10 protein-coding genes are annotated in these 21,189 nt (G+C 64.5%); 4 read left to right on the top strand and 6 right to left on the bottom strand.

Translation table 11 applies throughout. The features are described from left to right. Positions 1–293 precede the first annotated feature (293 nt). Both N0B28_RS04310 and N0B28_RS04315 read right to left on the bottom strand, forming a co-directional pair. On the bottom strand, positions 294–11,192 hold the full coding sequence (locus tag N0B28_RS04310) for a DUF637 domain-containing protein (RefSeq protein ID WP_275730535.1): 10,899 nt from the start codon (positions 11,190–11,192) through the stop codon (positions 294–296). 61 nt (positions 11,193–11,253) lie between these two features. After that, positions 11,254–12,948 (bottom strand): ShlB/FhaC/HecB family hemolysin secretion/activation protein, encoded by a 1,695-nt coding sequence (locus N0B28_RS04315; RefSeq protein ID WP_275730538.1) that lies wholly within the window; start codon positions 12,946–12,948, stop codon positions 11,254–11,256. Between the two features lie 376 nt (positions 12,949–13,324). Here N0B28_RS04315 and N0B28_RS04320 point away from each other — a divergent pair, with 376 nt between their 5' ends. Next, on the top strand, positions 13,325–14,017 hold the full coding sequence (locus tag N0B28_RS04320; protein ID WP_043864368.1) for an OmpA family protein: 693 nt from the start codon (positions 13,325–13,327) through the stop codon (positions 14,015–14,017). A 74-nt stretch (positions 14,018–14,091) separates the two neighbouring features. On the opposite strand, the gene N0B28_RS04325 is transcribed toward N0B28_RS04320, so the two are convergent. The 3 genes from N0B28_RS04325 to N0B28_RS04335 are packed head-to-tail and all read right to left on the bottom strand — an operon-like array spanning position 14,092 to position 17,426. Next, on the bottom strand, positions 14,092–14,985 hold the full coding sequence (locus tag N0B28_RS04325) for an acyltransferase (RefSeq protein ID WP_054916274.1): 894 nt from the start codon (positions 14,983–14,985) through the stop codon (positions 14,092–14,094). Positions 14,986–14,987: 2 nt separating this feature from the next. Further along, positions 14,988–17,084: a phosphate acetyltransferase gene (gene pta / locus N0B28_RS04330; RefSeq protein ID WP_043864370.1), complete on the bottom strand. Its 2,097-nt coding sequence runs from the start codon at positions 17,082–17,084 to the stop codon at positions 14,988–14,990. A gap of 33 nt (positions 17,085–17,117) precedes the next feature. Beyond that, positions 17,118–17,426, bottom strand: a complete 309-nt coding sequence (locus N0B28_RS04335) for a DUF3565 domain-containing protein (protein ID WP_043864371.1) — start codon at positions 17,424–17,426, stop codon at positions 17,118–17,120. Between N0B28_RS04335 and N0B28_RS04340 the strand changes: the two genes are divergently transcribed. The 3 genes from N0B28_RS04340 to N0B28_RS04350 all read left to right on the top strand — a co-directional run bounded on the left by N0B28_RS04340 (position 17,425) and on the right by N0B28_RS04350 (position 19,827). After that, positions 17,425–17,910, top strand: a complete 486-nt coding sequence (locus N0B28_RS04340) for a peptidylprolyl isomerase (RefSeq protein WP_043864372.1) — start codon at positions 17,425–17,427, stop codon at positions 17,908–17,910. The two genes, N0B28_RS04335 and N0B28_RS04340, sit on opposite strands and share 2 nt — an antisense overlap. Positions 17,911–18,074: 164 nt before the next feature. Then, positions 18,075–18,557, top strand: a complete 483-nt coding sequence (locus N0B28_RS04345) for a glutathione peroxidase (RefSeq protein ID WP_043864373.1) — start codon at positions 18,075–18,077, stop codon at positions 18,555–18,557. 166 nt (positions 18,558–18,723) lie between these two features. Further along, complete coding sequence (locus N0B28_RS04350; protein ID WP_275730545.1) at positions 18,724–19,827, top strand: NADH:flavin oxidoreductase; 1,104 nt, start codon at positions 18,724–18,726, stop codon at positions 19,825–19,827. On the opposite strand, the gene N0B28_RS04355 is transcribed toward N0B28_RS04350, so the two are convergent. Next, positions 19,796–21,016 (bottom strand): glycosyltransferase family 1 protein, encoded by a 1,221-nt coding sequence (locus N0B28_RS04355; RefSeq protein ID WP_043864375.1) that lies wholly within the window; start codon positions 21,014–21,016, stop codon positions 19,796–19,798. The two genes, N0B28_RS04350 and N0B28_RS04355, sit on opposite strands and share 32 nt — an antisense overlap. Positions 21,017–21,189: the final 173 nt, after the last annotated feature.

The following is a 21,189-nucleotide window of genomic DNA, read 5'->3' on the forward strand; positions in this document are numbered from 1 at the left end:
AGTATGCCAGGAAGATGATCCCTCGGGACAAACCTCCCACGTTCAGAGTTTGGAAATTTTTCCATAGCAAGTTTGCAATTCTCATAAAACAATTTGAAGCAATGTGCATCCACCTCATCTAAAGCGATAAAACTCTGCCCCTGCTCGTCCAGCGGCCTATAAATCTCACTCATGCAACCCGCCTGACTACCACTAAATTGCTTTCTGGTTGCCTCGACTATGCAATCAAAAACGCCTCCAGAGGTTCCCCAACCTACATTCTTGCTAATTGCAACATACATACCCATAACGGTTCACCTAAGTATTAAAACCTTATTTTGCTGACTTTCAGGGAGCGCTTTTATCCAGCCGTTAACCATATTTTGGTTTGCCTGCGTGAGATTTCTGTAGTCCAACGGAACTATATCAGCCTTGTTTATATGATCTATTAACTGGGCTTGATTTCGAGCAGCATTGTTTGTGAAAAATTTATTTATCTGCTCTGCCCTGGTAGAGTCAGTCCACATGAAATCGACCGTTTTCCCAGCATTTGGGCCGTCAGTGAAAATAAAGTCAGGATTTTTCTGCCCTTGAGTAGGCTCTACGCGTTTCAGGGTACTGCCGAAGGTATTCTCCAGTTGAACGGCAGCCTGCCCTTCGTGCAAAGCTAGCTTTCCAGTATCCAGATCTTTAGCTAAGTCTTGAATCCTTCCCGTATTTATTGACGTAACCGGGTTGATTGAATTCAGCCCCGTATCTGCGTCTTTGAATACAGGCGTTAACACTGAACCTGTCGCTTTTGCACCACCCACCGAATGCGCATAAGGCATCCCTGCCTCCGCATCCGTTATACCACTTGTCGAATTCGGATTCTTTCCAGGTGGCCCATTTTTACCACCAGCGTTGTCCACCAGGCTCGACGCCTTCCAAGCCGTCTCCCGCTCCCCAAGCGCTTTCGCAACCTGCCCCAGCTTCCCTGCTTTGTTGATCACCGCAAAGCTCAGGGCGAACTCGGTCTCCCACTGCATTTCCACCCGCAGGGCAGCCTGTTCCTGGCCTTGCAGGCGCAAAACAAACGCCTGGACTTTCGCGTCCTGCTTGGCGCTCTCGAAGGCTTGTGCGACTTCGTACGGATTGCTGGCCTTCTGAATCAGTCCGTTGGTAATACGAGAACTGGTGCCACTAAAGTCCGTGACCAGCCCTTCACCCAAGCCGTAGATGTTTTTGGCTGACTCTGCCACTGCCGCCGCAATGCCTTGCCCTACGCCAATCCCGCCACCCAGCAGATCGGTTTTGCCGTAATTGAGGTTGCGGTCGTAATAGGCGAGTTGTTCCCAGTTCTGAAGGAATCTGTCGTTGATCAGGTATTCCTGATTCACCTTCGGATCATAGAAATTTGCGTGGTTGATCTCGTAGTTCTTGAGCAACGCCAACGTTTCCGAGGCGGTATACACCTTGTGCGGGTCGCTGATGCTCGGCACATCCCCTTTGTCCGTGGTCGCATAGTTCGCCCCCAGCGGCGCCAGCGCCTGCCCGAGGTGGGCGAGGGTGCTGTCGTCGAACTTCACGCCCGCAGCGCTGATCGTGGTCTGCCAGTCCTTGTCGGTGTAGTAGGCAAATGCCTCGGCCATGCGCCGCTCGGCTTCGGCCACGCTGATGTTCTGCTCTTGCGCCAGCGCCTTGGCCTGCTCGGAGATGAGCTTGCGTTCTTCCGGGTGCAGTTGGCGGTTGTAGGCGGTCGCGTTCTTGGCGATTTCGGCGCCCTTGTTCACGTCACCATTGACCGCTGCGGCAGCGCCCACACCGATGAGCTGGGAAATCATCAGTTCCAGCTTCTGGTCCTGGCGAACCCTTTCCGACAGCTGTGCGATCAACGCTTCACTGGCACCGGCCGCCGCCGCACCGGTTGCGAAATCACCGCCAGTGGCTTTGCTCAGCGCGCCTCCGACCAAGGCGTGGAATATGACCTTTTCCGGGCTGCCGTCCTTCCAGCCGAAGTGGCTGGAGGTGTCGCCAACCCAGTTGAACACCCCAGCCTGCAACAGGTGCTGGCCCTGGGCAGTCAAGGCGCCGTTCAGGTTGTCGCTGAAGCTGCCGCCACCGACGGCTGTCTGTGCGCCGGCCTGCACCACGCCTTGCGCACCCAGGTAGGTGCCGAACTTGGCTAACTCATCCAGCTTACCGAGGTCAAAGCCTTTGGTGACCTTGTTGACGTTGTCGCCGGTCACCCCGAATGCTTCGTCCAGCACGCCTGCGGTAAACCCGGCGGTGATGCCGCTGACTGCGTAGCCCTTGAGTGCGTCGGAAGAGGTGACGTCCTTGAACACCAGGCCCAGGTTGCCGCGGTTGTTGATGGTGCTGATGGCCGCATTGCTGGCCATGCCACTCAGGATGGCGGTGCCCGCGACGTTGGCCCAGCCGGCCGAGGCGCCTGCGGTCGCTGCTGCCGTGGCACCGGCCATGGACGTGCCGGTGCCGGCGGCAGCAATGGCGCCGCTGGCGGCACCGGCCGTAATGTACGTCACCAGAATTGCGACGATCAGCTGGGACGCCACACCCATGCCGGAATGTTTGTAATCCCAGCTGTCATGCAGCTCTTTGACCTTGCGCCAATCCACGTCACCCTGTTGCTCGGCCGTCTTGAGCCAGGCCATCTTGGGGTCGGCCTGCACCATGGCATCGATGGTCTGGCTGACGGTCTTCTGGTCGACATCCCTGATATCGATTTTCAGGCCATTGACGGCCTTGATCATCAGCTCCCCGTTGGCCACCATCTGCGTCTGGCGCAGCGTCTCATCCGTCTGCCCCTTGCCCTTGGCACTGGTCCACGCCAGGTCGCCCTTACTCTTTTCGTGACTCTCCTGATGCATGTCCTTGACGGCTTCGAACGTCACCGCACCGCCGCTTTCTATTGTGAGGTCGCGGCCTGACTCCAGGGCGGCGCCCTGGTACAACTGGTCACCGCCGCTCACCAGGGTCAGGTCACCCCCGCTGGTGACCACGCTGCCCACCGCCTTTACATCGGTGACTTCGTCACGCTGGGTCTTCTTGCTGCCCCAACTGCCTTTCTTGTTCATGTCGTACAGCGAGTACTCGCTGTCGTTGGCGGCCAGTAGCTGCAGGGTATTGCCGGCGGAGATGTAGGCCTCGCCGCCCGCCGTGGCCTTGCTGGCAACCATCAGCAGGTTGTCGCCGGCCTCGATGCTGAGCGAGCCGCCGGCAGTCAGTTCGGCCGCCTGCTGGCGCACGCTGTCGTGCTGTTTCTCGGTTTTGGTGTTGCCTTTTTTGCCTTTGGAATAGGCATGGTCTTCGTCTGCCGCAGCAGCGATGAACACGTCGCGCCCAGCCTCCAGGGCGATGTCGCGACGTGCCTCGATCTCGCTGGCGATGACCGACAGGTCTTGCCCGGCCGAGGCACTGAAGCTGCCGCCAGCCTGCACTTGGCTGACGTACTGGGTGGTGGTGCTGTCGTAGCCGCTGACGCGGCGACGCTGGTACTCGTGGCTGTCGGTGACTTGTTGGCTGGCGATGTAGAGGTCGCGCTCGGCGCTCAGCGCAATGTTGCCGCCGGCGGTGGCCACGCCACCGACAAAGCCGATGTCGCGACCGGCCGAGAGGGTCAGGTCGTTGGCAGCCTCGATGCGCGCCGCATTGTTGACGATGTTCTGCACCACATGCTCGCCGCCGACACGATCGTCCAGGCGGGTGACGCTGCGCTCGTTGATGACATCGCCGGTCAGGGCCAACAGGCTCACGTCGCGGCCCTTGAGGATGCCGCCGGCGCTGTTGCGGATGGAATCGGTGGCCAGCAGGTCGAGGCGCTGGCCGGCTTCCATCAGGCCGCTGTTGTCGATGTTGCCGGCGGTGACGGAAAGGTTGTTGCTGGCGCGCAGGGTGCCGACGTTGTTCAGCTCGCCGCCGCTGATCAGGCTGACATCGCGCCCTTGGATCAACGCGCCGTTGGGCGCCAGGCGTCCTTCGGACTGGGCCAGGTAGAGCACCGGGGCCAGCACCTGCTCGCCGTTGACCTCGATGGTTTCCATCCACACGATGTCGTGGGTGAGGGCGGCCACCTGCTCGGCACTCAGCGACACGCCTACGCTCAGGCTCAGCGCATCCTTGCTGGCAATGGCGTTGTCCATCAGGTAGCGGAACATCGCCTCGTCGCTGTCCAGCCCGGCGATCAAGCGCTGCCCGGTGCGCTCCACTACCGCTTCGCGGATCAGGCGCTGTTCGTACAGGCCGTCGCCCAGGCGCTTCTTGGTGGCGTCGGGGTCGATGTCGAGGCTGCCCAGCAGGTAGTCGGAACTGAGGAATTTCTTCAGGTCGGTGAGCACCGGGTTGGTTTCCACCAGGTACTTGTGCGGCTGGCTGGCAGTTGCCGGGGTTGGCACGCCCTGTACCAGCTTCACGCCTGCCGGCAAGCCGTCCAGGCCCGTACCGGTTTGCCCGGCAACGCTGGCAGCCTGTGCGTCAGGGCCTGCCCAGTAACCCTGGCCGGCGTTGCCGGTGGCAGTGTTGGCCAGGCTGCCCAGCGTGCCGGCTTGCCCGTGCTGAGTCAGGTCGGCACCTGCGGCCAGTGCACCGCTGGCCTGGGCTGTCTGGCCGGTCTGCCCGCTAAGGCGGAACAGGCCGTGCTCGCCCTGCGGCAGGCTGAAGCTTGGCAGCGTGACCGGGTTGACCTGGCGCTGTGCCAGGTCGGGCGGCAACTGCGAGGTAACGGCACGTACCGAGGTTTGCGCGGTGGCCTTGTCGGCATTGGCACCGCGTTGGCCGATGCCGCCGACCCCGCTGGCATTGGCGCGCACCACACTGTTGTCGATGCGCTCGGTGGCGTTGATGGTGACGGCGCCCGCAGCCTGGATGACGGCAGGGGAGACCACGGCGCCAGCGATGGGCGTGCGGTTGTCGCTCAACCTGTATACGCCTTTGCCGGGGTAGCCGCCGGCGGCCAGGAATTGGTCCAGGGTTTCCATGCCGGGTACGCCGGACTGGTTGAACGCGTTCTTCTTTTGCATGAAGCCGGAATAGTGCGACCGGTTACGGCTGTAGAAACTGCCGTTCAAGTTGCGCTGCTCGCCACCGCTCACGCCAATGTTGTTGAGTACGGCAGTGTCGATGCTGATGTTGCGGGCGGCAGAGACGCTGCTGTAACGGTTGCTGAACTCGTTGCCGCTGAACGTCAGGCTGCCACCTGTGGTGATCGATGCCGCCTGGCTGTCCTGGTCGATGACATCGTGGGAGATCTCGACGGCGGTGAACTGGAACTCGCAGCCCTTGCCCTTGCAATGGTCGTCGGCATAGGTGTTGATGCTCCCCGATACCCGTTCGGTCCGGACCGTGAGCTTGTCCTTGCGATTGATCAGGGTGTCGGCCAGCAGGCTCATGTTGCCGGCGCTTTCCAGGCTGCCGGAAATGTTCTCCACGTGCGTGGCACGGGTACCTCGGTCATTACGGGCGATGCTCAGCCCGCCTAGGCTGTACAGGTCGGCATAGGTGTTGGTGAAGGTGCCTACCCGCAGCGTCATATCGTTGCCGCTGAAGATCAGCCCGCGGTCGTTGCGCAGGGTGTCGGCATTGATGCGCAAGGCCGTGGCGCCGCCCAGGGTGGCGTAGTTGTCGAGCGTGCCGGCCGTGGCGGTCAGATTGCCCGCCGAGGTGATCCGCCCGCGGTTGGTCAAGGTGTTGGTGGCGCTCACCACGCTGGTGGCGCCCCCGGTAAGGGTGCTGGTGCTGGCAAGGTCGATGCTGGCCGCGTTCAGGGTCAGGTTGCCCAGGCTGGTGGTGCGCCCGGTGCCGTTGTAGGTGCCGGTGAGGTCGAGCCGCAAACTGCCGTCGCTGGCCAGCAGGCCGTCGTTGCGCCAATTGACCCCCTTGCCGGTGAAACTCTGCGCCGCCAGCAGCTTGCCGCTCGCGGTCTGGGTGAACTGGCCGATGTCCAGGTTCAGGCGCGCGGCCTGCAATACGCTGCTGTTGGTCCAGTTGGCGGCCTTGATGTCGAGCAGGCCGTTGGTGTACAGCAGGCCGCCCGCACGCATCACCTTGTCGGCGGCCAGGCCGAAGTTGCCGCTACCGGTGTGCAGCAACTGCCCGCTGTTGTTGCTCAGGCCGGCGACTTGCAGGTCCAGGTGCTGGTTGGCGGTTTCCAGCAGGCCAGCGTTGTTGTTGAACGTCTCGCGGGTGCTGATCAGGGTGGTGCCGCTGCGCCCCAGCGCGCGCAGGCTGCCATTGGCGTTGTTCAGCGTCTGGCTGCGCAGGGCCAGGTCAGCCTCGCTCTCGAGATGGCCCAGTTGGTTGTCGAGCAGGCCCGACAGGTCGAAGTCGATGCGCCCGGCACCCACCTTGCCGGCCTGGTTGAGGAACTGCCCGGCGTTCACACCCAGCCATCCTGCGGCATACAGCCCGCCGCCCTGGTTGTCGAATGTGGCGGTGGCGATGCGGTTGTCGCCGGACAAGGCAGAGATGAAACCCTTGCGGTTTTGCAGGCCGTCGCGGGCCTCGAGGTCCAGCGTCTGGGCCTGGAGGGTGCCAGCATTGTTGTCGAGCAGGCCGCTGACCAGCGTGAGCCGGCCCTGGCTGCTATTGAGCATGCCGCCGGCGCTGTTGTTCAGGTGGGTGCTGTGGATATCGAGGTTGCCGGCCACGCTGTCCACGCGCCCGCCCTGATTGCGCAGGTCGTCGCCCAGGCGCAGCAGGATATTGCCCTGGGCCTTGAGGCTCGCCGCCTGGTTGTCGAGGGCCTGGGCCTGGATGTCGAGGCTGCCGCGTTCGCTGAATACCAGGCCGTCCTGCTGGTTGAGCAGGTCGCCCTTCAGACGTAATACCAGGTTCTGCTGGCTGGCCAGTGTGCCGCCAGCGCTGTTGTTCAGGCTGTCGGCGTCGATGCGCAGCAAGGCCTGGCTGACCAGCCTGCCGCCGCGATTGTCGAGGTTGGCGCTGTTTAGCAGCAGGTCGCCGCCACTGGCCAGGCGTGCGCCCTGGGTGTTGAGCAGCGCGCCGAGCAGGGTGACGCGCAGTGCGCCCTGGCTGGTCACCTGGCCGTTCTGGTTGTTCAGCTGCTTGCCGTCGATTTCCAGGCGCTGGCCATTGAGCTGGCCGCCGCTGTTGTCGATCACGCTGCTGGTACGGTTCAGGCTCAGGGTTTGGGTGGCCGCGATCAGGCCACCCTGGCTGTTGTCGAGCCGGCCGTCGATGCTCAGGGTCACATCGGCTTCGCCGGCGATGATGCCGTGTCGGTTATCCAGGCGCGTGGCAGTGATCTGCTGCCTGCCAAGGCTGACCAGTGCGCCCTGGTCGCGGTTGTCCAGGGTGTCTTCAAGGTGCACGTCGAGGCGGCCATGTTGGCTGGAGAGGGTGCCGGCGCCGCGGTTGTCCAGCGTAGTGCCCCTGACCTCAAGGCCCTGCAGGCCCGAGACAAGCCCCGCGTTGCTGTTGTCGATGCTGGTGGCCTCGACCTGCAATGTGCCGGCGCTGATGAGGCGGCCCTTGTGCTGGTTGTCGAGTTGCGTGGCGAGCAGGCTGAATGCCTGCTCGCTGGATATCTCACCGCCATTGCTGTTGTCGACCAGCCCCAGGTGCTCGAAGGTCAGCGGGCCGCGGGCGTGAATCAGCCCGCCCTGGTTGTCCAGCGTGCCGCCTTGCAGGTTCAGGTGCACGGCCTGTTCGCCGATCAGGCGGCCTTGCTGCTGGATCAGTCGCTGTACGCTCAGGCGCAGGTCGCCCTTGGCCGAGAGTTCGCCGCGCGGGCCATTGTCCAGGTGGCGGGCAGTGATCGTGAGGTTGGCGTCACTGCTGATGCGGCCACCGGGCAGGGCGTTGGCGTAGGCGCCGTTGCGCAGGTCGGTGCTGTTCAACAGCAAGGCTTTGGCGCTGGTGATGGCGCCGCTGCGGTTATCCAGCGTAGTGCTGTCGATGCGTGCATCGCCCTGGCTGATCAACTGGCCGCCCTGGCTGTTGTCCAGGGTGCCGGTGTCGATGTGCAAGCCCAGGTTGGCGGATACCAGCCCCTGGTCGCTGTTGTCGAAAACGCCGCTGTTCAGGCGCAGATTGCCGCCTGCCGACAGGGTGCCCTGATGCTGGTTGGCCAGCAGGCCTTCGAGGGTCAGCCCGATGTCGCCACGGCTGGCCAGGGTGCCGCCATGGGTGTTGCTCAGGCTGCCGGCTTCGATATCCAGCCCGGCGCCCGCCGACAGTACGCCGTTGCGGCTGTTGTCCAGGGCGTTGGCGATGCGCAGGATGAGGCTGTCGGCGCTGATCAGGCGCCCGCCCTGGTTGTCCAGGCGATCGGTGTGCAGGCTGTAGCCGAGGTCACTGGATATCTCGCCACCGGCGCTGTTGTCCAGCGCGCCGATCTGGCGCAGCAGTAGTTGGCCGGGGCTGGCGATCACGCCCTTGTCGCGGTTGATCAGTGTGCCGCCCTGCAGGTCCAGGCTGATGCCGGTTGCGCTGAACAGGTAGCCGCCATCGCGCTGGTCCAGCCCGCTGAGGGTGGCCTCGATCTTGCCCCTGGAAGTGATGCGGCCCTGTTCGCCGTTGTACAACTGGGCGCCATGCAGGGTGATGCCGGTGTCGCTGCCGATGCGGCCCTTGTCGCGGTTGTCGAGCCCGCCACTGCGCAGCTCGAGTGCGCCCACCGCGCTGATTGCGCCGCCATGACGGTTGTCCAGGTTCGCGCTGCGGATCGACAACGCGGCGTCGGTCACCAGGGTCCCGCCCTGGTTGTTCAGGGCGCCGTGGCTGACCACATTCAAGGTATCGATGGCCGATACCAGGCCCTTGTTGTGGTTGTCCAACTGAGCTGCACTCAGGCTCAGGCGGCCCTCGCTGACCAGCTCGCCGCCCACGCTGTTGTCCAGCGTGCCGCTGAGTTCGATATCGACCGAAGCCAGGCTGCTGACCCGGCCGGCATCGCTGTTGAGCAACTCGGCGCCGCGCAGTACTACCCCATCGCGTCCAGCCAGCAGGCCCTTGCTCTGGTTGAGCAGACGCTGCACGGTGAGGGTCAGGCCGCTGTCGCCGATGACCTTGCCGCTGGTGTTGTCCAGTTGCCCGGTAGCTGTGATGCCCACCGTGCCGATGCTCGACACCACACCTTGCTGGTTGAGCAGGTCGTGGGTGGTGATAGTCACCGCATCGTTGCCGACGATCTGCCCGGCGCGCTGGTTGTCGATGTGCTTGGCGTCGAGGGTCACGCGGCCCTGGCCGAGCAGCTTGCCGGCGTCATGGTTGCGCAGCGTGCCCACGTCAACGACCAGGTCGGCCTGGGTGCTGGCTTTGCCGCCGCCACTGTTGTCGAGGGTGTCGCCGACCACCGTCAGTCCCTGATCGGCAACCAGTACACCGCCTCGATTGTCCAGCCGCTCACCCGAAAGCGTCAGTGTGGCCTTGCTCGACAGCAGGCCGCTGCCACTGTTGTTCAGTTGGCCGGCCGTGACCTGCAGCGCGCCTTCGCTCACCACGTTGCCCTGGTTGCGGTTGTCCAGCAGGCCGCTGATGCGGGTGTTCAGCGTGCCCTGACTGAGCAGGGCGCCCTTGTTGCTGTTGTTCAGGCCAAGGCCCTGGATGTCCAGGTGCTGACTGGCCGAGATCAGGCCCAGGCGGTTGTCGATGGCAGCGCTGGCGATCAGCAGCACGTCGCCTCCAAGCAGTTTGCCGCCCTGGTTGTTCACGCTGGCGCTGCGCACTTCGTTGCGTGCGCCGGAAACCTCGCCGGCCTGGTTGTTCAGCGCGTGGCTTTGAATCACCACCTGCCGGTTGCTGGCCAGCAATCCTGCGTTGCTGTTGTCCAGCTGCGGTGCGTCAATGGCCAGGCTGTCGAGGCCGATCACTCGACCACCCTGGTTGTTCAGGCCGGAGTTGGCCTGCACCACGGTGCTGCGCTGGCTATGCAGCAGGCCCTTGTCGCGGTTGTCCAGCGTGTCGGCCTTGAGCGTGAGGGTGTGGCTGGCCAGTACCTGGCCCTGGCGGTTGTCCAGCTTGCCGGCGGTCACCGTGGTGGTAGCGCCCTTCAGGCTGCCACCCTGGTTGTCCAGGTTGGCGCGGGCGGTCACTTCGAGTTGGCGGCTGGCAACCACGCTGGCGCTGTTGCGCAGGTCCTGGCTGGCCAGGTGCAGGTCGCCGCGGTTGTTGCGGGTGTTGTTGGCTTCGACACCGGCTTCGATCACGCCGCGGTTGTCGATCTGCCTGGCTGCCACGTCGATGCGTTCGCGAGCAGCCAGGCTTTGCCGGTTGACCAGTTGCTCGGCGCTGCGAATCTCGGCGTTGCGCGTTGCGTAGGTCTTGCCTTCGAGCTCCACCTGGTGGGCGGCGATTTTCAGGTCGCGCTCGGCGGTGACATTGCCCAGGCTCAGCTTGCCGTTCACGTCGATCTGCACGTCACTGGCGGTGGAGGCCATGTTGCCGGCCAGTTTCACCCCCACGCCCTTTTCGGTGCCCACCAGGCGGATGGCGCCGGCGTACATGCCACCCAGTGCGGAACTGTCAATGGTCAGCAAGGGTTTGCCGCTGCCGTCGTCCGCCCGTGGCGTGACCTGCAGGCTGTCGGCCTTGACGTCGTTGCGTCCGGTGACGATGTTCAGTTGCTGGGCGTGCAACGTGGCGTTGAGCTTGGCGCTGCGGGTGATCAGGTCGAACTGTTCGACATTGCTGGCATTGAGCCCGGCGCCTTCGAGCGCGATGTCGCCGCCATCGACCTGAAAGCGGTCCAGGCGTTCGCCGTCCATGATCGGTTTGCCGGTGGTCAGCGTGGCGCGCGGGGTATTGATGAAGCCGCAACCGTTGCAGGTGATGCCGTGGGGGTTGGCCACGATCACCCGCGCAGCGGAGCCGGCCACTTCGGTGTAGCCCGCCAGGGTGCTGCGGTTGCCCCCGGTCACCTGGTTGAGGATGACCTTGGCCGCCTGGCCCTTGAGGTTGGGGTTGCCCACGATGATGCCGCCCAGCTGGGTGCTCTGGGTCTTGTTGGTGGCATTGTTGAGGATCAGCCCCTGCTTGCCGACGTTGTAGTCGCGAAAGGTGTTGCTCGACAGCCCGCTGCCGTTGGGGCGGGCGATGTTGACGATGGGCACCCCGTTGCCGGCTGCGCCCACGGTGGTGCCGGCCTTGGCCGCCGCATCCACGGTAACCTGCGCGGCGGTGGCGACGATCGGGTTGAGGAACATGACCCCGGCAACGATCAGGGCCAGGTACTGGTTCAACGGGCTGCGGGCGTCCATGTCAAAACTCCGGAAAATCGGTGCCCCTCCATCAGGGCACGTTAATCGGCTGGGGGGCCGGTCAGAAGAACGCGTCCATGCGCACGTAGATCGGGTGTTCACGACGTTCGAGGCTGTCGGGCCGCTGCAACGAGCGGGCAAAACTGACGCTGGCGGCGAAGTACTGCCCGCGCAGGTTCAGTTCCACGGCGTTGCCGCTCAGGCGGCCATGGGTGTCGGGGTTGTTGTGGTCGCCCTTTATCACGCCCACGTCGTAGGCCAGTGCCGCGCCGTACTCCTGCACGAAGGGCTGCAAGGGCGCCCAGCTCACCGGGCGACGCCAGCGCAACTGGTTGCGCCAGTAGCCGCCGCTGTTGCCGGTGAGGGTCTGCTGCTTGAACCCGCGTACCGAGTTGAGCCCGCCCACGCTGATGCGCTGCGGGCTGTAGAGCGGGTCTTCGCTGCGCTGGCCGGTGGTCAGGCTGTCGAAGCTGAAGGCTTCGCCCCACAGGGTGAACGGCTGCAGGTAGCTCAGGGTCAGGCTGTATTTGTTGTAGCGGGCAACCGGTTCGGTGCCGTGCGGGTCGCCCGCGCCCTGGGCGTCGAAGGCGCCGATGCCTTGCTGCCAGCCGGCGTCGAGGTTGAGGAAGGCGGTGCCGATGCGCCGCCCATGGTTCACGCCCAGCTGGCTTTCGCTCAGGCGCGTGCTCGACACGTCGATCAGGCTGTCGTCCAGGTAGTTGTTGGTACGCAGGTGGCTGATGCCGAAGTTGACCGCCGTCTTGCTCAGGGCATCGCGGTGTATCACGCGCTCGACGCGCAGTTGGTGCATCTGGCTGTCGCCATCGAGCTTGAAGGGAAAGCCGCTGGAATCGTCGCGGGTACGGTAGTAGCTCTGGTTATAGCTGTAGGTGAAGGTCCACCAGCCCCATGGCACGCTGTAGTTCAGGTACTGGCTGTCGGAGTGGCGCCAGTGGTCGCTGACCGCGTCCTGATTGGCCCTCAGGCTGAACTGATCGGCCAGGCCCAGTGGGCTGTCCCAGTCCAGGCCCAGGCCCATCTGCTGTTCACCGCTGCTGCGGTCGCCGTCATTGTTGCGCGTGGCCGACACGCGCCAGGGCTTGTCGCGCTGCCCCTGCAGCTGCACCCGGCTGCTGCCCACCTCGTCGCCCGGCACCAGTTCCAGTTGCGCCTGGCGCGAGGGCAGGCGGGTCAGCTGGTCGACCAGTTGTTCCAGTTCGCGCAGGTTCAGTACCTCGCCGGTGGTGCCGGGGAAGGCCATGGCCAGCTCGCGCGGGCTGGCCAGGCTGGAGCTGTCCAGGCTGTCCAGGCGCCCTTCGACGACAGTGATCTGCAGGGTGCCGGAGGACAGGTCCTGCTGGGGCAGGTAGGCGCGGGTTGTGATGTAGCCACGGTTGAGGTAGTGATCGGTGACCACCTTGAGCAGCGCATTGAGCTGGCCGACACCCAGGCACTGGCCTTCGTAGGGTTCGAGCAGACGGCGCTGCTCGCGCTCGCCCAGGTGCTCGGCGCCCTCGAGCACTATGTGACGGATGGTAAAGCAACGGGTGTCTTCAGGTGTGCTGGCTGGCACCTGGGGCGCAGCCCTGCCTGGGAGGCTTTGCAGCTCCTGCAGGCGTTTGCGCTGTTCCTGCAGCAGCCGCTCCTGGCGGTCGCGGATCAGGTCGCGGTCGCCTGGGGTTTGCAGCGGGTCGGCCGAGCCGAAAAACGGCAGCAGCGCCAGGCCGAAAGCCAGGCGACGGAAGAGGTAGAGCATGAGGGTGATCCATCACTCGTTATGCAAAAAGAACGTCTGTTTCCTACAAACGCGGCGCAGGATACTGCAAAAAAGCGTCGAGGTGATGGCTAATTGACGTCATTTTTGTAACGGGTGTAGGAGGTTTCCGGTTGCCGTGCATGGGCTGAACAGCGTCGAATTTGCAGGGCGCAGACGTGCACTCGGTTCTGACCGGTGCGCGTGATGAACATCCTGTTTGTTTGGGGGGCCGCCGGCTTCGCACTTTTCGGGTTTACCGTGGCAGCCAGTAGACTACAGTTTGTCCCGAGGGAATTTTTATCGCAGCTCGCGTTCCAAGCCTGGCAGGGAACCGCCGTCGGTCCGCTGCATACACGAATTCTGTAGGAGCTTGTCCATGTTCACCATGCGTCGTCTGATTATCGTCGCTACTGCTGCTGCCCTGATGACTGGCTGCGCCAGTCAGAACCCCTATGACAACCAGGGCCAGGCGCAAGGCTCCACCGGGATGAGCAAGACCGCCAAGTACGGCGGCCTGGGCGCATTGGCCGGTGCCGTTGCCGGTGCCGCCATCGACCACAACAACCGTGGCAAGGGTGCGTTGATCGGCGCCGCCGCGGTGGGCGCCGCCGCCGCCGGCTACGGCTACTACGCCGACCGCCAGGAAGCGGCACTGCGCGAGAGCATGGCCAACACCGGTGTCGAAGTGCAGCGTCAAGGCGACCAGATCAAGCTGATCATGCCGGGCAACATCACCTTCGCCACCGACTCGGCGAGCATTGCACCAAGCTTCTACGCGCCGCTGAACAACCTGGCCAACTCGTTCAAGCAGTTCAACCAGAACACCATCGAGGTGGTCGGTTTCACCGACAGCACCGGCAGTCGCCAGCACAACATGGACCTGTCGCAGCGTCGTGCACAGGCCGTGAGCACCTACCTGACCTCCCAGGGCGTCGACCCTTCGCGCGTGAGTGCGCGTGGCCTGGGCCCGGACCAGCCGATCGCGAGCAACGCCGATGCCAACGGGCGTGCGCAGAACCGTCGGGTGGAGGTGAACCTCAAGCCGATTCCTGGGCAGCAGTACCAGTAAATCTTTTCGCCAGCAATGCTGGCTCCTACAGGGGGCTCACGCCGTTGTAGGAGCCGGCCTTGCCGGCGAAGGGCTCACTGCTGGCGCATCCGCTCCAGCCGTTCATCCTTCTCTTCCCACAACCGGTTGATCCACTGCTGGAACGCCAGCCTGTAGGCTTCATCCTGGTCGTAGCTGCGTCCCAGGAATTCCTTGGGAATCGCCAGCGCCTCGAACGTCACCTCCACCCGCGCCACTCGCCCGCACAGCAGGTCCCAGAAGCCCGGTGTGCCCTGCGGGTAATGGATCGTCACGTTGATGATCGACTCCAGTTGCTCGCCCATCGCATCCAGCACGAAGGCAATGCCGCCCGCCTTGGGTTTGAGCAGGTGCCGGAACGGCGAACCCTGTTCGGCATGCTTGGCGGGGGTGAAACGCGTGCCTTCGGCAAAGTTGAAGATCGCCGTGGGCTTGCCACGGAACCTGGCGCAGGTACGGCGCGTGGTCTGCAGGTCCTTGCCCTGTTTTTCTGGGTGCTTGGCCAGGTAGGCCTTGCTGTAGCGCTTCATGAACGGAAAGCCCAGCGCCCACCAGGCCAGGCCGATCACCGGCACCCAGATCAGCACCTGCTTGAGGAAGAACTTGAGCGGTCGGATGCGTCGGTTGAGCACGTATTGCAGCACCATGATGTCCACCCAGCTCTGGTGGTTGCTGGTCACCAGGTAGCTGTGCTGGTAGTCCAGCCCGGCCAGCCCCTCGATGTCCCAGCGGGTGCGCCCGACCAGGTTCATCCAGCCCTTGTTGTTGCTGATCCAGGCTTCGTGGATGTGCCGCATCAGTTCGTCGGTGACGCGCTGCGCGGCGGCAAAGGGCAGGCACAGCTTGAACAGGCTGACGATGAACAGCGGTGTGCAGCACAGGATGGTGTTGGCGGCCAGCAGCAGCGAGCCGATGACTCCGCGCACGGGCGCGGGCAGAAAAGCGAGCATGGTCAGTTATCCAGCGAGCGGTTGGCCTGAATCGCGGTCAGGGCAATGGTGTAGACGATGTCGTCGACCTGGGCGCCACGCGGCAGGTCGTTGACCGGCTTGCGCAGGCCCTGCAGCATCGGCCCCAGGCTCACGCAATCGGCGCTGCGCTGCACGGCCTTGTGGGTGGTGTTGCCGGTGTTCAGGTCGGGGAACACGAACACCGTTGCGCGTCCGGCCACCTTGCTGTTGGGCGCCAGCTGGCGGGCGATGTCCTGGTTGGCGGCGGCGTCGTACTGCAACGGCCCATCGATCTGCAGGCCACGCTGGGTTTCCTGGGCCAGCAGGGTGGCCTCGCGCACCTTCTCGACCTCTTCGCCGCTGGCCGAATCGCCACTGGAATAGCTGATCATCGCCACCCGCGGGGTAATGCCGAAGGCTTCGGCCGAATCGGCGCTTTGCAGGGCAATTTCGGCCAGCTCGCCGGCAGTGGGGTGCGGGTTCATCACGCAGTCGCCATACACCAGCACCTGCTCGGGGAACAGCATGAAGAACACCGACGACACCAGGCTGCAGCCGGGGGCGGTCTTGATCAGTTGCAGGGCCGGGCGGATGGTGTTGGCGGTGGAGTGCACCAGGCCCGAGACCAGGCCGTCGACCTCGTCCAGGGCCAGCATCATGGTGCCGATCACCACCGGGTCTTCGAGCTGCTGCTCGGCCATCGGCGCGTTCAGGCTCTTGCTCTTGCGCAGGCTGACCATAGGCTCGACGTAGCGCTCGCGGATCAGGTCCGGGTCCAGAATCTCCAGCCCCTCGGGCAGGCTGATGCCCTGGGCGCGGGCCACTGCCTGTACGTCCTCGGGCCTGGCCAGCAGCACGCAGCGGGCGATGCCGCGGGCCTGGCAGATGGCGGCGGCCTGCACGGTCATCGGCTCGGCGCCTTCGGGCAGCACGATGCGCTTGTTGGCCTGCTGGGCTCGCTGGATCAGCTGGTAGCGGAACACCGCAGGCGACAGGCGCATCTCGCGCGGGGTGCCGCAGCGCTGGTTGAGCCAGTCGGCATCCAGGTGGCTGGCCACGAAGTCGGTGATGATCTCCGCACGCTCGCGGTCGTCCACCGGGATTTCCTTGTTCAACTGGTTCAGCTGGTTGGCGGTGTCGTAGGAGCCGGTACTCACCGACAGCACCGGCAGGCCGGCCAGCAGGGCGCCCTGGCACAGTTCGAGGATACGCGGGTCGGGCTTGCTGTCGCTGGTCAGCAGCAGGCCGGCCAGTGGCACACCGTTGATCGCCGCCAGGCTGACGGCCAGGATGATGTCGTCGCGATCACCCGGGGTCACCACCAGCGTGCCGGGCTTGAGCAGCGGCACGGTGTTGGCCACGGTGCGGGCGCAGATGATGATCTTGTTCATGCGCCGGGTTTCGTAGTCGCCGGCGTTGAGTACCTGGGCACCGAGCAGCTCGGCCACGTCGCGGGTGCGCGGGTCGTTGAGCCCGGCCTGGAACGGGATGCAGCCCAGCAGGCGGAACTCGCCGCTGCGCAGCAGGGGCGAATGCTCCTGCAGGCGGCTGGCGAAGGTGTCCATCGGTTCGTCGCTGCGCACCTTGTTGAGGATCACGCCCAGCACCTTGGGGTCGCGCGGGCCGCCGAACAGCTGGGCCTGCAGCTCGACACGGCCCGACAGCTCGGCCAGCACGTCGTTTTCCGGCGCCGACACCAGGATCACCTCGGCGTCCAGGCTCTTGGCCAGGTGCAGGTTGACCCGTGCCGCGTAGCTGGCATGGCGGGTCGGCACCATGCCCTCGACCACCAGCACGTCCTTGCCGATGCAGGCCTGCTGGTACAGGGTGATGATCTCTTCGAGCAGTTCGTCCAGCTGGCCATCGCCGAGCATGCGTTCCACATGCGCCAGGCTCAGCGGTTGCGGCGGCTTGAGGCCGTGGGTGCGGGCGACCAGTTCGGTGGAGCGTTCCGGGCCGGTGTCGCCGGGGTGGGGCTGGGCGATCGGCTTGAAGAAGCCGACCTTGAGTCCGGCGCGTTCCAGGGTGCGCACCAGGCCCAGGCTGATGGAGGTCAGGCCGACACCAAAGTCGGTCGGCGCGATGAAAAATGTCTGCATGCGAGCTTCTCGAAGTGAGCTGTTGCAAAAGAATCAATTGCCAAGGGTAGCGCTATCGACCCCCTGAGCGCACCAGCCGCAGGCAAATGGCTGGCCGATTCGTTGCTGGCGCAGGTCTGCGTCCAGCACCCAGCCACGCGACTGCCACGGCGGTTCGTGGCGCAGGTGCTGGGTATGCCCGCACGACAGTTCGACCACCCAGTGGCCATGCTCGTCCTGATGAAAACCCAGCACCCGGCTGGGAAAAGCGGCTTCCCGTTTGTCCGGGTTGCGTTCGCTTTCAGGCGATGCGTTGGTTACACTTGTTCGTTCTACATTCTTATGCAAAAGGTCTCGCCCCATGCCGATCGCCGCCAACAAGGCTGTCTCCATCGACTATACCCTGACCAACGACGCTGGTGAGGTCATCGATAGCTCCAACGGCGGCGCGCCGCTGGTTTACCTGCACGGTGCAGGCAACATCATTCCGGGCCTGGAAAAAGCCCTGGAAGGCAAGGATACCGGCGCCGAGCTGGACGTTGCCATCGAGCCGGAAGACGCCTATGGCGAATACCTGGCCGAACTGGTCAGCACCCTGAACCGCAGCATGTTCGAAGGTGTCGACGAGCTGGAAGTGGGCATGCAGTTCCACGCGTCCGCGCCTGATGGCCAGATGCAGATCGTGACCATCCGTGACCTGGACGGCGACGACGTGACCGTCGACGGCAACCACCCACTGGCTGGCCAGCGCCTGAACTTCAAGGTCAAGGTCGTTGCCGTGCGTGATGCCAGCGAAGAAGAAATCGCCCATGGTCACGTGCATGGCGAAGGTGGCCATCAGCACTGATTTCTGCGCTAAGCTCAGAAGGTCGCTAAGGCGCCCGGGCAAGTCTGTCGTGTTCTCCCAGGAGGCAGACGGCTTGGCCGGGCGCTTTTTTAGTGGGCAGCATTTGTTGCGCCAGCCGGGACCGATGCCGGTAACTGGCCGGGAACTGGAAAGGGGAGTACGTCATGAGTGCATTTCACGACCTGAAATTGCAGGCGCTGGATGGCCAGGAGTTGCCATTGGCGCCGTTCAAGGGGCAGGTGGTGCTGGTGGTCAATGTCGCCTCCAAATGTGGCCTGACCCCGCAATATGCGGCGCTGGAGAATCTCTACCAGCATTACAAGGACAAGGGCTTCAGCGTGCTGGGCCTGCCGTGCAACCAGTTTGCCGGGCAGGAGCCGGGCAGCGAGCAGGAGATCGCCCAGTTCTGCAGCCTGAACTACGGGGTGAGTTTCCCGCTGGGCAGCAAGCTGGAGGTCAACGGCCCGGAGCGGCATCAGCTGTACCGCCTGCTGGCCGGTGAAGGCGCCGAGTTCCCGGGGGATATCACCTGGAACTTCGAGAAGTTTCTGGTAGGCAAGGACGGCCGCGTGCTGGCGCGCTTTGCGCCGCGTACTGCGCCGGATGATGCCACGGTGGTGCAGGCTATCGAGAAAGCCTTGGCCTGACGTGCCCCTTCGCCGGCAAGGCCGGCTCCTGCAATGGATGCACCGTCGTATGCAGGAGCCGGCCTTGCCGGCGAAAAATCCACCCCGATCACCGCTATCAATAGTACTGGGGGCAGCGACAATCCCGCCCTATGCTCAGGCGCCATCCCTTTCCCAGGAGCGCCGAATGCCTGCTCAAGCCCTGTTCACCCCCTTCAAGCTGGGCGCCCTCGAGCTGCCGACCCGTGTGGTCATGGCACCGATGACCCGAACCTTCTGCCCCGGCGGTGTGCCTCATGCGCAGGTGGTCGAGTATTACCGCCGCCGCGCCGCTGCCGATGTCGGCCTGATCATCACCGAAGGCACTACCGTCGACCACCCGGCCGCCAACGGTTACCCCAACGTGCCGCGCTTTCATGGTGAAGATGCCCTGGCGGGCTGGAAGAAGGTCGTCGATGCCGTGCACGCCGAAGGCGGCAGGATCGTGCCGCAACTGTGGCACGTGGGCAGCGTGCGCCGCCTGGGTACCGAGCCGGACGCCAGCGTGCCGGGTTACGGCCCCAGCGAAAAACTCAAGGATGGCCAGGTGGTGGTGCACGGCATGAGTCATGCCGACATCCGCGACGTGATCGAGGCGTTCGCCCAGGCTGCCCGCGATGCCAAGGCCATCGGCATGGATGGCGTCGAGATCCACGGCGCACACGGCTACCTGATCGACCAGTTCTTCTGGGCCACGAGCAACCAGCGCAGCGATGAGTACGGCGGCGACCTGGCCGGCCGCTCGCGCTTTGCCATCGAGCTGGTGCAGGCGGTACGCGCCGCCGTAGGCCCGGACTTTCCGATCATCCTGCGCTTCTCGCAATGGAAGCAGCAGGACTACAGCGCCCGCCTGGTCGACAACGCCGAGGCGCTGGGCGAGTTCCTGCGCCCGCTGGCCGACGCCGGCGTGGATATCTTCCACTGCTCCACGCGCCGCTTCTGGGAGCCTGAGTTCGAAGGCTCGGACCTGAACCTGGCTGGCTGGACCCGCCTGCTCACCGGCAAGCCCACCATCACCGTGGGCAGCGTGGGCCTGGATGGGGAGTTTCTGCAGTTCATGGTCGACACCGACAAGGTGGCGCAACCGGCCAGCCTGGAGAAACTGCTGCAGCGCCTGGACGACCAGGAGTTCGACCTGGTGGCCGTAGGGCGTGCCTTGCTGGTGGATGCCCAGTGGGCAGCCAAGGTGCGTGAGGGGCGCGAGCAGGACATCCTGCCGTTCAGCCGCGAGGCGCTGACGAGCCTGGCTTGACCAGCAGCGCCGCATCGACGCGGCGCTGAGACGGTGCCGGAGCCTGTTCGCAGGCGCCGCGCAGGTGCGCCTCGAACTGTTCGACGATGGCCGGCCAGCCCTGGCGGCTGGCATGCTGGCGGGCATTGAGGCGCACCCGGCGCAAGGTCTCGCTGTCTTCCAGCAGCCAGCTGGCGGCATCGATGAAGGCCTCTGCATCCCCCGGCATGGCCAGTGCGCCACTGTGCCCATGACGAATGTGCTGGGCTGCTGCGGCCTCGTCGTAGGCCACCACCCCAAGGCCGGAGGCCAGCGCCTCCAGCACTACGTTGCCGAAGGTTTCGGTCAGGCTCGGGAACAGGAAGATATCCCCCGAGGCGTAGTGTTCGGCCAGGCATTCGCCGCGCTGTACCCCGCAGAACACGGCACCTGGCAACTGCTGCTCGAGTGCGCCGCGCTGCGGGCCGTCCCCCACCACGATCAGGCGCAGGTTGCGCAGGGGGTAGGCCTTGCGCAGGGCGTCCAGGCACTGGCCGAGCAGGCCCAGGTTCTTCTCGGTGGCCAGGCGCCCCACATGCAGCAGGGCGATGTCGTCGGGCCCAAGGCCCCACTGGTCGCGCAAGCTCTGGCGGCGCCGGGCCGGGTTGAACAGGCTGCTGTCGACCCCGCGCGACAGCAGGGTCAGGCGTTCGAAGCCGCGCCGCTGCAGCTCCAGGCGCTGGCTGACGCTGGGCACCAGGGTGCTGTGGCAGCGATGGTGGAAGCCGCGCAGGTAACGGGTGACCAGCCGCGTGAGCAGGCCGAAGCCGTACTGGCCGGAGTACTGCTGGAAGTTGGTGTGAAAGCCGCTGACCACCGCGATGCCCAGGCGCCGCGCCGCCCGCAGTGCACTCAGGCCCAGTGGCCCCTCGGTGGCGATGTACAGCACGTCCGGGCGGTCGCGGCGCCAGCGGCGCAGCAGCTTGTGCATCGACACCTGCCCCCACTGCAGGCCGGGGTAGCCGGGCAGGGGCCAGCCACGGCACAACAGCAGGTCGGCCTGCGCAGGGCCGGCGGCATCGCCGGCCTGGCGCGGGCGCACCAGCTCCACCCGGTGGCCGCGCAGGCGCAGGCCTTCGTGCAGGCGGCCAAGGGTGTTGGCCACGCCATTGATTTCGGGTGGGAAGGTTTCGCTGACAAGGGTTATGTGCAGGGCGGCGGGACTGGTCATGGGAGGATTTTCCGAGGTGCCGATTGCGCCCGGATGACAGCAAAATGACGGATACATGACGCCCGATCATTGGCGCTTTTGCGCTGTGAAAATAAGCTTGGCCAGCGCCTCAAGAATGCCGCATCGCCAGCCGATGAAGTTGCATTCGAATGAGACTTTCGCTCCAGGAGCGG

Origin of the sequence: Pseudomonas sp. SD17-1 (genome assembly GCF_029201585.1) — a bacterium.
Classification (GTDB): domain Bacteria; phylum Pseudomonadota; class Gammaproteobacteria; order Pseudomonadales; family Pseudomonadaceae; genus Aquipseudomonas; species Aquipseudomonas palmensis.